The following is a 12,156-nucleotide window of genomic DNA, read 5'->3' as shown; positions in this document are numbered from 1 at the left end:
AATACCTCCTGTCATCTCTTCCATGTTAGCTAATTCAAGTACATTTGACAAATGTTAAAAACGGCAGTTTGCTGTTTTCTTTTGTATCCACTATAATATTTACGCAATCTTATGGAAGGAAAAGGGGTTTGATGCAATGCTTGGAGAAATCAGAATCAAAAACATTTGCTTTATTTTAATCGGCGCCGCTGTTTTTTCATTCGGACTGGTTCACTTTAATATGCAGAACAATTTGGCGGAAGGCGGATTTACCGGCATTACGCTGCTTTTATATGCGTTATTCCACATCAGCCCTTCTATTTCCAACCTGGTATTGAACATTCCTATCTTTTTCATCGGCTGGCGTATGCTCGGCCGGACGATGTTTGTCTATACCCTGATCGGCACCGTCTCTCTTTCTGTTTTTCTGAGTGTTTTTCAGCGCTACGAAATTCATATGCCGCTGTCCCATGATTTAGCGCTGGCCGCCTTGTTCGCCGGTGTATTTATCGGCGCGGGTCTCGGCATTATTTTTAAATACGGCGGCACGACGGGCGGGGTCGATATCATCGCCAGGCTGATCAACAAATTTTTCGGAATCCCGATGGGCCGGACGATGTTTGCCTTTGACGCCTGTGTCATTCTTCTTTCTTTGTTTACGTATCTTTCTTACAAGGAAGCGATGTACACGCTTGTAGCCGTTTTTGTCGCTGCGAGATTGATTGATTTTATACAGGAAGGCGGCTATGCCGCAAAAGGGGCAACGATTATTTCTTCGAAAAACGATTTGATCCAGCAAAAAATCATTGAAGAGATGGAGCGCGGCGTCACCGTTTTGAAAGGACAGGGATCATATACAAAAGAAGACAGGGACGTTCTTTACTGCGTCGTTCCGAAAAACGAAATTGTGCTTTTGAAAAGCGTCATCACTTCCGTTGACCCGCACGCCTTTGTTGCAGTAAGCGACGTCCATGATGTGCTCGGCGAAGGATTTACGCTTGATGAAAATAAAAATCCGATCAGACGATAATAAAAAGGCGGCTTTTGCCGCCTTTACTGTTCGTGTTTCCATTTGACAACCGGTGATTTTTTCTTTTTCAATCGGCGGGCGAATGCCGGACTGACATTGAGCGTCTGCTCGACGAAGCGCTGCGGCGTCAGTGCCAGCCATTGGTTTAAAGAGACGTCTTCGAAACGGTCGCTTTTGAAGATTTCCAGAAAGCGAAGCACGGTGTCACCGGTATTCTGAACATAATGTCCCATTGCAAAAGGAACATATCCTACGTCACCCGCTTGATAGTTAAATGTCCGCGCTCTTCCTTCCGCCGCAAACACCGTCATTTTCGCTTCTCCTGAAAGATAATACTGCCACTCGTCCGTATTCGGATGCCAATGCAATTCTCTCATGCCCCCGGGTTCGACCTCCACAAGAGCTGCGGCAATCGTTTTTGACACCTTAAACGTTTTTGAATCGACAATCTTTACTCTTCCCCCGCTGGTAACAAGGGGCTCCTGCCGGGAAAGCTTGTAGCTGAACGGCTCCAAAACGGTGCCTTCCGGGGAAGAAACTGCTGCCTGCTCGATAGGTGGAGGAGGTTCCAACTGGAACATGTAACGCTCTTTCTTGTGAATATAAGCCAACTCATATCCGGGAACACCGAAGTTCGCCTCCAGCACGCTGCGCGGGGTATGGGCAAACCAGTCCGTTACTGAAAAGGTGCTGTTTTCTGAAAAAGAGCCGTCATCAAAGACGAGCAAAAACTCACTTCCCTGCTCTAATCCTTGAATGGAATGAGGAATGCCGGAAGGAAAATACCACAGATCCCCTTCACTGACATTATCAATAAAATTCCGCCCATTTTGATCGACCGCAGTTAAACGGACTCCTCCGTTAATCACATATCCCCATTCGGCTTCTTTATGCCAATGAAGCTCCCGCACAGCTCCCGGCTTCAGTCTCATGTTCACCGCCGCGATGTTTTTGGATACCGGCAGTTCCCTGACCGTCACCTCTCTGGACCATCCTCCGTCTTCAAGCCTCATATGCGTATCAGAAAATGAGAATTTCAAATTTTGAACCGTTCCTGCATCCGTTGAAGGCGGAACGAGCATGTCAGGATTCTGGAAGTCACGCGGGAGGTTTCGCGGTCCTTCGTCAGTCGCCCCTTTTCTGCCTCTGATCGGCTGCGGGAGGTGTTTTGAAGCCAATTGCTGGATGAGTTTTTTCACTGGCTTAGCTCCTTTACAGCAATTTGTGTTTATTTAGACTTAGGATACTCACGCTTTTTCTCTTTCTTTTTTTCCGCTCTGTATTTTCGGTAGCCGACATATGTCAGCGCAGTAATAATGATACCGCCTGTTGTCAGAATGACCCAGAGCAGCGAAGGATCAGCGTCATCCCGCTCCACCTTGTCAAAAACCCGCTTTAAATCCTGCTGCAGGAGCGTCAGACGCTCAAGCTTTGTTCCTTTTGTCATCTGCTGAAACCCTTCCTGCTCAATTACCTCGATATGTTTCGCCACCGTATCAAGCTGGCCGGCCGACACATCCATTGTCAGGCTGGGATAAATTAAATCATATAATGATATAAATTCATTCCACTTTTCATTGAAATTTTCACTTCCGTTTCCGCTGACATCTTCTTTTAAGGCGCTGAATGTCGCCATAATCGGTCTTTCAAGCGAACCCCACAGCGGATCGGAGTGGTCTTCCATCGCATCCATTACCAACCTGAACTGGGCGGCTGCCCGGATTTTTTCGTTATCTGAGGCGTCTGCCTGTTTCAGAACGCGCACTAAATCATTGAAACCCAGAGTCACCTGCCTGACTTCGGCGCCGTTCAGTGAGTTTACGTGTGTCATTTTTTTCTTAAAGTAGCCAAGCACTTGCAGAGCCTCATCATACTGCGAATGCCGCGTCATTTGGAAAACGGTATCCGAAAGGTCGTTCAGTTCCTTGAGACCGCCCTCATCTTCAGCTTTGGCAGTTGTGATGAAACACATAAGAGCAAGTAAAAGACAGATCGTCAGCTTTCGTTTCATAGAGGTCCCTCCCACTCCTTCTCTTTACAGAATATGAGGAGCGGGACAAGGTTAGACCAAGATTCTATCAGTGTAAGTCAAGCTTTATCCGTCTTTTGGAAATCACCAAATAGTATGCAAGGCTGAGTGAAAATATGCTCAGCCAGAATGTAGCATAGCCGATCTCTTGCATATAGTCATTGAGCATTGAGTAGCGGGGCATCATGCCGAAAAGATAATCAATGACATCATTATGAAGCGTCCAAACAGCGGCAGCGGCAAGATGCCATAACCGGAACCGAAAATACGGGCTGTATAAAACGCCTTGAACGGCCATGGCAAAATGTGAAGCAATCAGCATGTACCCTTCCCAAGGCATCTGCCCCATTTTGGCCAACACAAAGACATTCATTCCGACCGCCCACAGCCCGTATTTTACAAGAGTTACAAGAGCCAGCGCTTCAAACAGCGGCGCGTTTCTTTTCATGAGAAATGCCAGAAGCACGAACAGGAAGAAAAACGTCGCCGTCGGGCTGTCAGGCACAAATATCAGAAATCGGAACGGCGTGTCCGCAAGCTGAGGCACATACCAATAATAGCCGTACACCGTACCGATAAAATTAACGGCAAGAACAAGCAGAAGCATGCCGCGCAACCCTAAAAGATAAGAAATCCACCTCATACCATCAACTCTCAGTCCGTAAAAAGTATGTATCATGCAAAAAAAGCTGACATCCGGTCAGCTCTTTTCATAAAAGTATATCCTGCTATTATCTGCTTCACAATACGTTATTTCGCTGTCGTTTCAGAAATGAACTTCGCCAGCTGATCAAGCTGTTTGTCATTCCCTTTAAAAATGCCGGCTGGCATCTGCCCTTTCCCTTTGACGGCGATTTTTTTAATTTCTTCCGGGCTCAGCCCGTTATCGACCAGGGACGGACCGGCGCTTCCGCCTTGAAGATTATCCCCGTGACAGGAAATACAGCCTTGTTCTTTAAATACCTTATAACCGTCTGATTCAGTATCAATGGCGGCTTCTTTTTTGATTTTCCCTTGCTCCTCCGCCTTCGCCCAGTCATGCGTCGCGACTGACTGCCACGTTAAAAAGACCGTAGCGCAAAGCGCTAAAAGCATCATGCCGACCGCAACCGGACGCTTCCACGGCCTTCTTTCAGACCCCCTGTCGAGAAACGGAGCCAAAAGCAGCGACCCGAAGGCAAGACCCGGTATAATCATCGCGCCGATAACGGTGTAGCTCCCTGCGGCATATTCATATTTTAATAGCTGGTATAAAAATAGAAAATACCAATCCGGCAGCGGAATATACCCTGTATCCGTCGGGTCCGCCACCCGTTCCAAAGGCGGCTCGTGCACAATCGTTAAAACGAGAAATCCGACGAGGAAAACGGCCCCGACCATCCATTCTTTCAGCAGGAAGTTCGGCCAAAACGCCTCTGTCTTTCCAGGATACTCTGAATAGTCTTTCGGTATATTCGGTTTTTTTTCAGCCGGTATCCTTGAATCTCCTACAAACTTCATTCCTTTCCCCCGGTGCATGTCATCCCCTCCCTTTTATATCAGATTAGTATTAAAGCGGTCCTGAAATTCCCTGCTTGCGGATCATGACAAAGTGGGCGCCCATGAGCGCAAACAAAGCGGCAGGGAGAAAAAATACGTGAATCGCAAAAAATCTCGTCAGCGTTTGGGCGCCGACAATATCGTGGTGGCCGGCAAGAAGAGTTTTCACCTGCGCTCCGATCAATGGCGTCGCCTCCGCAATCTGAAGACCTACCTTTGTCGCAAACAGCGCCTTCATATCCCACGGAAGCAGATACCCTGTAAAACCGAGACCGAGCATCACAAAAAAGATCAGAACACCGACGATCCAGTTCAATTCCCGAGGCTTTTTATAAGCTCCCTGAAAGAAAACCCGCAGCGTATGTAAAAACATCATCACAATGACTAAACTTGCGCCCCAATGGTGCATACCCCTTACAATCTGCCCGAAAGCGACTTCATTCTGCAAATAATACACAGATTCCCACGCGTTTTTTATATCCGGCACATAATACATCGTTAAAAACATCCCGGACAGCACTTGGATAACGGTTACAAAAAACGTCAAACCGCCGAAACAATAGACAAAAGCCGAGAAATGGTGAGCGGGATTTACATGTTCCGGCACTTCATGGTCGGCGATATCCCGCCACATCGGCGTAATATCGAGACGTTCATCCACCCAGTCATAAATTTTATTCAGCATGTCACCCTTCCCCCCTAGGCTTTGCTTTTCCAAGATACAAAAAGCCGTCCTTTACTTTTTGCTCATAACGGTCAAGAGGCGCGAGCGGCGGCGTGCCCGGAACGTTCGTGCCGTCTTTTTCATACAGCCCGTAATGGCAGGGACAAAAGAACTTGTTCGGATTTTTAGGATCATTGTTCCAGTTTACGGTGCAGCCCAAATGCTTACAGATCGGAGAAAGCGCTATAATTTCATCCCCGTGCTTGTAAACCCAGGCTGACCTGGATTCTTCCGATTCGTACCAGGCGTCGACTTGATGAATTTTAAAGTCAAACCGCTTTGGCTCCTTCGTCAGCTCATCCACACTGACAACCTGCACCATTTTTTGATCTCCCGTCGGTTTTAATACCGGGTCCAGCGCAAAACGGACCATGGGCATAAGCGCACTGGCGGCCATAAATCCCCCCACGCCGGTGAGCGCATAGTTTAAAAATTGTCTTCTTGATATATCTTGTTTTCCGCCCATCTCTTCCCCCCCTAAAGATTGACCAAAAATTAACTAAAATAGAAAATAATTCAGAGATTTGACACCCTCATAATATATGAATCTTTCAGCAAGGTCAACAGAGGCAAAACGGGTGTTTTGCGGGATGTATGGAGTTTTTAAGAATTGTTCCACTTCTGTAACAAAACGTTCAAAATTTCTCCGCACTTGTCATCCGCTATTTTTCTCTTTAAAGAGTCTTTCATATGTTCAAACGGAACGGCAGGTATGTATATGACATCAGACCCTATTTCAGAATCCTTCCATTTTTCGTCTGCCGTCAGGAACAAGGCGTGCCGGAAGTTGGTCATCACCTCTTCTTTAAGTTTTTGAAGCAGGGCGATTTGTGATTGGTCTATATCAACATATGTATAAGAGGGGAATAAATATACCCGTCCCTTCAATTGGCGCTCAAGCTCTTCAGAAAGCAATTGGGTGCTTTCCCCCTGTTCAACGGCCTCTTTTAAGCCTCCTGAAGATGTTATGGAAATTAACGGAATGACAGCGGTATCAATGTAATCCGCAGATTGTAAATAGGCATCGGCATCAGCGGCCCTCCATCTCATGTCTCGTTCCTCCTCTTTACGCAACAAGCCTTGCATACTCTGCAAGGCTGTCATTTATGTGAGCTGATTCAATTGGCGGGAAAGCTTTTCAAATGTTTCTTTGTCGTGGCGGTCCAGCGCCTCGTCGATATCTTTAAGCAGCTTTTCCCGCTGGAAAGTGGAAATGGCATGTTCTAATATTTTTTCAGCCATCCCCTGATCCTGTTTATTTTCAAACAGGTCTTTCGGCAGATGCGGATTTGATTCAAGAACAGCGGCATATTCCGGTGAGCTGTAGGCCGAACGGAAATTCAGCTGGATAAATAAATCCTGCTGTTTATTTAACCGGATGTCGTGAAAAGATTTTTCCGCGTCCGTAGTCATGACATTTTCTTTGTAAAACCTAAACGGCACCTCATCAACGCAATGAGTAGACATGATAATGCCTCGCGGGCAAAATTCAGCTTGTTCTACAAAATGGACTTTTTCCATTAATGAATCATGACTCATTAAATAATTTAAAATCCAGACGCACTCCCGGCGTTTAAGCTGATAATGATTTAAAAACCAACGGATAAAATCCTTTTTTTCATTGACAGAAACAGGGGTCTGCATGTAATTCCCTCCTCTATCGATCGTATAATCTGACATCACTTATACATTCAGCAAGCATGGTCCAAAATCCTGCTTATCTTAAAAATTCATCCTCTATCCGTAAGATTGTTTCTTCAAGCTCTTCGTTTGTTCCATCCATTGAAAGCACTTGTTTTAAAAGCGGCAGCGCTTCTTTCTGGAGGCCCTCTTCCAATAAGAAGTGAGCGTATTCATATAAGAAATCCCGATCATCCTGATAATGGAGATACGCAGCTTCGAAGCTTTTTTTCGCTTCAGCGTATTGCTCAAGGCCTGTATAGGCACCCGCCAAATACCAATTGTATTTCGGATCTTCTTCTCCGTAGCCGCGGACTTCCTGAATCAGATCAATAATCTCTTCAAAGCTTTCTTCTTTATGATAGACGGCTAAAAGCGTATGGAGCGCTTCCACGTAACCCGGATCGAGCGCCAGCGCTTCCTGAAGAAGCTTTTTGCCTTCCTCTTCGTTGCCGAGCTTTAACGCCATTTTCGCCGCATAGAGAAAAAGCTCTTTATTGTATTCATCGTAAGTAATACCTTCTTTAGCGGTTTTTAATGCATCTTCATACATGCCTTCTGCCTCATAGCTTTTTGCAAGCGGCATATAAAGCGATGAATAGGAAGGGTCAAGCCCTTTTAAATCAGACAGCTGCTTGATGGCTGTTTTGACCATTCCCGCCTGATAGGCTGTGAACCCGTATCCGAAAATCGTATTCGGTTCTGTATGTTCTGCCGCCGCTTTTTCATACCATGAAATCGCTTCCTCAAATTCGCCCGCCGCGCTCAATGACTCAGCCAGCCTCTGATGAACATTTACGCCGCCGATTTCGTGCCGTTCTTTTGCCGTCTCTTCATAGTACGGAACGGCTTTTGCGTATGACCCCTGAGTGAAGTATAATTCCCCCAGAGCGAAATCAATAACAGGTTCATCTTGTAACATCGCTTTCGCCTGTAACAGCTTTTGCTCACTTACTTCAAATAAGCCCTGCATCTGATACAGATCAGCCATTAAAAGAAGGCTTTCCGCGTAAGACGGGTCTTCCGGAGAAATCGTCTCCAGCACCTCAAGAGCTTTTTCTTCTTCATCAATATCTATTAACAATTCGGCGTAAAAATTCGTCAGCTCAGACTCATCCGGATAAAGGTCATGCAGATCACTGATCAGCGCTAACGCTTTTTCGGCGTTTCCCCATTCATAGTAGAGCTGGGCTGCAATGGCTTTGTCTTCGTCATGAAGCTGCGTTTCAGCTTTTGAAAGCGCTTTGAGTCCCTTTTCGGTTTCACCTGCTTCAACTAATTTTATGGCTTCTTGAATCAATGTATTCAAATCAGACCGGTCCTTTCTTTTCCTATACCTCATCAACCAATGAAAAGGGTTTTTATTCGGGTTATTCTTATCATAATTCAGACAGGGCCTGCCCGCAAATAAGATGCTTCACCCGGCATTATAGTTTATCAGAAAATGGTTAAGAGGAAAACGGCAAAAAAGGGGACGGCATCTTTATACGCAAACAGCGCAATTTGTTCCGGCTGTTTCTGTAACGAAAACGCATTCCCCCTTTCTTTTATTTTTCTGTTTAAGACAAGCTATGTCAAAGCCCAAGATTTTATGACTCATGAAGAAAAAAGCCCGAAGAATCGTCTTCAGGCTTTTTTGGCTAATTGATCTAAATGCTCAAAAAATGACGGATATGAGACATGGATCGCCTCAGTATCACGGATGTCAATCGGCTCTTCTGTCAGGCATGAAGCGATACCGAGCATCATGCCGATGCGGTGGTCGCCGTGGCTTGACACATCGGCTCCGCCCGCAAGCATTTTTTTGCCGTGTATTTTCATGCCGTCTTCAGTCGGTTCAATGTCTGCGCCGATTTTCCGGAGCTCTGATACGACGGTGTCGATCCGGTTCGTTTCCTTCACCTTCAGCTCCGCAGCGTCTTTAATGACAGTTGTGCCTTCAGCCTGCGTTGCCAAAAGGGCGATAATCGGGATCTCGTCAATTAAACGGGGAATGATTTCTCCGCCGATTTCTGCCGCTTTCAGATCTGAAGACTCAATAACCAGGTCTCCGTAAGGCTCCGCGCTGTCCGCTTCTGAACGAATCACTTCAAGTGAAGCCCCCATTTGCTTTAAGACATCAATCATTCCCGTGCGTGTCGGATTCAGGCCGACATTTTTCAGCACAATCCGGCTTCCGGGAACGACAGCGCCTGCGGCGAGGAAAAAGGCCGCTGAAGAAATATCGCCGGGCACGAAAATATCAGCTCCCCGAAGCTTCTGACCGCCCGTTACGGAAGCGCTCGTCTCCGTTTCCGCAAGCTCGGCGCCAAAAGCGTTCAGCATCCGTTCCGTATGGTCTCTTGATTTATGAGGCTCAGTGACGGTCGTCGTCCCTTCAGCCTGCAATCCGGCAAGCAGCACGGCGGATTTGATCTGCGCGCTTGCAACAGGGGAGACGTAATCAATGCCTTTCAATTGTCCGCCTCTTACGGATAAAGGCGTAAATCCTCCGTCCGCTCTTCCGTCAATCGCGGCTCCCATCTGTTTTAAAGGCTCCGTCACCCTCTTCATCGGGCGCTTTGCAATACTTTCGTCGCCCGCTACCGTACTGTGAAATGGGCGTCCGGCTAAAATGCCGAGCATCAGGCGGATGGTCGTGCCGGAATTTCCGACATCAAGAAGGCTGTCAGGCTCACAAAGTGCGTCAATGCCCTTCCCGTATATCGTTACATCACTTCCGTTTTGTTCAATGGAGACACCCATTTTTCTGAAGCAGGCAATGGTGCTCAGACAATCGGCTCCGGGCAAAAAGTTTTTTACCGTTGTCGTTCCTTCCGCAAGCGCTCCGAACATAACAGAACGGTGGGAGATGGATTTATCCCCCGGAATATGAATTTCACCGTTTAAAGACATCACTTTTTCTCTTTTCAATGTTTTCCACCTCAGTCAGCGTAAAATGTGTCATATTTAGCGCGGGATTGAATGCAGGTTTCCGCCCGCTTCCTGTCATCATCAGTCTGGAAACTGATTCTGAGAATTCCGTTAATATCTTCTCTTGTTTCGATAATGCGGATGTTGGTGATACTGATTTTTTCTTCTGCCAATATCGCCGTAATTTCCGAAATGACCCCCGGATGATCGGGAACATCGACATAAAGGTCATAAAAGGACGGGATCGCTCCTTTTTGACGGAGCGGCAGACCGTCGCGATAATCTTTCGCTTTTTTAAAATATCCGAACAGGCTGTCCGCATCTTCATTTTCTACATAAGATTCGATCGTGTCAATCTCCCGTTTCCATTCTTTGAAGCGGTCAAGCAGTTTATCTTTGTTATGAAGAAGTATGTCCCTCCACATCGCCGGACTGCTTGAGGCGATCCTGGTGATGTCCCGAAAACCGCCGGCTGCGAAACGTTTCAAAAACGGATAATCTTCTTCAGCATGATGAGCCTGATGTACGAGGCTTGCAGCAACGATATGAGGGAAATGGCTGATGACGCTCGTTACGCCGTCATGCTCCTCGGGAGTCATCTCCACAAAGTGGGCGTTTGCCGCTTTCAAGAGTTCCTTCAGATGCGTTACTGACTCTTTAGAAGTTGATTTTCCGGGTGTTAAAATGTAAAACGCATTTTCGAATAAAAATTCTTTCGCGGCAGCGGCCCCGGATTTATGAGATCCCGCCATCGGATGGCCGCCGACAAATTGATAGTGAGCCGGAAGCACTTTGTCGGCGTAGCTGACGACTTTCTGTTTCGTGCTGCCGACATCCGTAATCAGGAGTTCATGGGTGATGTCTGATTCGGCCAGCACATCGAGCATTTTCAGCGTTTGGGCGACAGGCGTGGCGATAATGACAACAGACGCTTGCTGCGCCCCTTCCGTAAATGAGCCGGCCCGCTCGTCAATAATTCCGAGCTTCAGCGCGGCAGTGAGCTGTTCTTCCGAAATATCCACACCGATAATCCGTTTATGCGGATGCTCCTTTTTGATGGCCAATGCGATCGATCCGCCGATCAGCCCGATCCCCGCAAGCAATATAGTATCCTTCATTTCACTCATTTCCTTTTTCAACTATTTTAATAGAGCAAAGAGGTGATGCCTGATCACCTCTTATAATATTGCAGCTAAAATTGTGAGAATTTCCTCATTCTGCTCTTTCGTACCGACCGTAATCCTTAACGCTGTCGGAAATCCGAGCGCCTGTCCTGAGCGGACGATATATCCTTTTTCCAACAGGGCTTGGAACAGTTCATCCGCCGGGCGGTTAAAATCAATGAGCACAAAGTTGGTTTGTGAAGGATAACAAGTTAATCCGTGAGTTTCTGCAAAATCATAATACTGCTTAAGGCCTGCTTTATTTTTCTCGACGCATTCCTGAATAAATGTCTGGTCATCAAGCGCTGCCAGTGCCGAAGCCTGACCGATTCTGCTCGTATTGAACGGCTCTCTCGCCGGTTCAATCTGGCGGATCAGCGCTTCGTCCGCAATGCCGTATCCGACGCGCAGCGCGGCAAGTCCGTACGCTTTAGAGAAGGTGCGGAGGATCATGACATTCGCATATTGCTTTAAAAGCGGAATGCTTTCTGGGTAATCTTCCGCCGTAACATACTCGTAGTACGCTTCATCAAGTACAACGAGTATATGCTCGGGAACTCTGTTTAAAAAGGCGATTAGCTCTTGCTCAGAAGTATATGTCCCCGTCGGATTATTGGGGTTGCATACCCATATGACTTTCGTCTTGCCGTCAATTGCTTCCAGCATCCGGTCCAAATCATGAGCGCCGTCGCTGCGGAGCGGCACCTCGCGCACCTCAGCGCCTTCAATCACCGCATTGTGTCTGTATTGCGGGAAAGTCGGGGCGGCGGTAATCGTGTTTGCCTGATCATTTAATAAAGAACGGCAGATAATCTGCACAAGCTCATCAGAGCCGTTGCCGAAAATAATAGAAGATTCACTGACCTGCAGATGCTCACTGAGCCGCGTTCTCAAAGCGGCACTGTAACCGTCGGGATACAGCGCAAGCTGCTCAATCTCCTGATGCAGCGCATCTTTAGCGGCCTGTGAACAGCCGAACGGATTTTCGTTAGAAGCGAGTTTTACTACTTTCTCAAGCCCGTATTCCATTTTCACTTCTTCTATTGGTTTGCCCGGCTGATACGGTTTCAGCTGCCGCAGCTGTTCTTTAATCTGCAAA

The 12,156-nt window shown here is 47.0% G+C and carries 13 protein-coding genes; 1 reads left to right on the top strand and 12 read right to left on the bottom strand.

Annotated elements, in window-relative coordinates; translation table 11 throughout:
• Window positions 1-136 precede the first annotated feature (136 nt).
• Window positions 137-1,009: a YitT family protein gene (locus tag AR442_RS07835; RefSeq protein ID WP_003153493.1), complete on the top strand. Its 873-nt coding sequence runs from the start codon at window positions 137-139 to the stop codon at window positions 1,007-1,009.
• 23 nt (window positions 1,010-1,032) lie between these two features.
• On the opposite strand, the gene AR442_RS07830 is transcribed toward AR442_RS07835, so the two are convergent.
• The 12 genes from AR442_RS07830 to hisC all read right to left on the bottom strand — a co-directional run bounded on the left by AR442_RS07830 (window position 1,033) and on the right by hisC (window position 12,155).
• The gene (locus AR442_RS07830) at window positions 1,033-2,208 is read right to left on the bottom strand and encodes an oxalate decarboxylase family bicupin (protein ID WP_014418246.1); all 1,176 of its coding nucleotides are present in this window, start codon (window positions 2,206-2,208) and stop codon (window positions 1,033-1,035) included.
• Window positions 2,209-2,237: 29 nt separating this feature from the next.
• Window positions 2,238-3,020: a sporulation protein YpjB gene (gene ypjB / locus AR442_RS07825; RefSeq protein WP_025649791.1), complete on the bottom strand. Its 783-nt coding sequence runs from the start codon at window positions 3,018-3,020 to the stop codon at window positions 2,238-2,240.
• Window positions 3,021-3,087: 67 nt separating this feature from the next.
• A complete protein-coding gene (lhaT, locus tag AR442_RS07820) occupies window positions 3,088-3,681 on the bottom strand; it encodes a lipoprotein heptaprenylglyceryl N-acetyltransferase LhaT (RefSeq protein ID WP_014721418.1) in 594 nt (197 codons plus the stop codon).
• A 107-nt stretch (window positions 3,682-3,788) separates the two neighbouring features.
• Entirely contained in the window at window positions 3,789-4,556 is a 768-nt protein-coding gene (locus AR442_RS07815; protein WP_007409471.1) for a menaquinol-cytochrome c reductase cytochrome b/c subunit, read from the bottom strand.
• A 31-nt stretch (window positions 4,557-4,587) separates the two neighbouring features.
• Window positions 4,588-5,262 carry a menaquinol-cytochrome c reductase cytochrome b subunit gene (gene qcrB, locus AR442_RS07810; protein ID WP_003153485.1) on the bottom strand — a complete coding sequence of 225 codons (675 nt, stop codon included), beginning with the start codon at window positions 5,260-5,262 and terminating at the stop codon, window positions 4,588-4,590.
• 1 nt (window position 5,263) lies between these two features.
• Window positions 5,264-5,767 (bottom strand): Rieske (2Fe-2S) protein, encoded by a 504-nt coding sequence (locus AR442_RS07805; RefSeq protein WP_003153484.1) that lies wholly within the window; start codon window positions 5,765-5,767, stop codon window positions 5,264-5,266.
• Between the two features lie 137 nt (window positions 5,768-5,904).
• On the bottom strand, window positions 5,905-6,351 hold the full coding sequence (locus AR442_RS07800; RefSeq protein ID WP_003153483.1) for a YpiF family protein: 447 nt from the start codon (window positions 6,349-6,351) through the stop codon (window positions 5,905-5,907).
• Window positions 6,352-6,405: 54 nt separating this feature from the next.
• A complete protein-coding gene (locus AR442_RS07795) occupies window positions 6,406-6,945 on the bottom strand; it encodes a ReoY family proteolytic degradation factor (protein ID WP_003153482.1) in 540 nt (179 codons plus the stop codon).
• A 73-nt stretch (window positions 6,946-7,018) separates the two neighbouring features.
• Complete coding sequence (locus AR442_RS07790; protein ID WP_014418250.1) at window positions 7,019-8,290, bottom strand: tetratricopeptide repeat protein; 1,272 nt, start codon at window positions 8,288-8,290, stop codon at window positions 7,019-7,021.
• A 317-nt stretch (window positions 8,291-8,607) separates the two neighbouring features.
• A complete protein-coding gene (aroA, locus tag AR442_RS07780; protein WP_032863584.1) occupies window positions 8,608-9,894 on the bottom strand; it encodes a 3-phosphoshikimate 1-carboxyvinyltransferase in 1,287 nt (428 codons plus the stop codon).
• An 11-nt stretch (window positions 9,895-9,905) separates the two neighbouring features.
• Window positions 9,906-11,021, bottom strand: a complete 1,116-nt coding sequence (locus AR442_RS07775; RefSeq protein ID WP_025649795.1) for a prephenate dehydrogenase — start codon at window positions 11,019-11,021, stop codon at window positions 9,906-9,908.
• Between the two features lie 51 nt (window positions 11,022-11,072).
• Window positions 11,073-12,155: a histidinol-phosphate transaminase gene (gene hisC, locus AR442_RS07770; RefSeq protein WP_014418253.1), complete on the bottom strand. Its 1,083-nt coding sequence runs from the start codon at window positions 12,153-12,155 to the stop codon at window positions 11,073-11,075.
• Window position 12,156 lies beyond the last annotated feature (1 nt).

Origin of the sequence: Bacillus velezensis, assembly GCF_001461825.1 — a bacterium.
Lineage (GTDB): Bacteria > Bacillota > Bacilli > Bacillales > Bacillaceae > Bacillus > Bacillus velezensis.
This window is presented reverse-complemented; position numbering and strand designations above follow the sequence as displayed.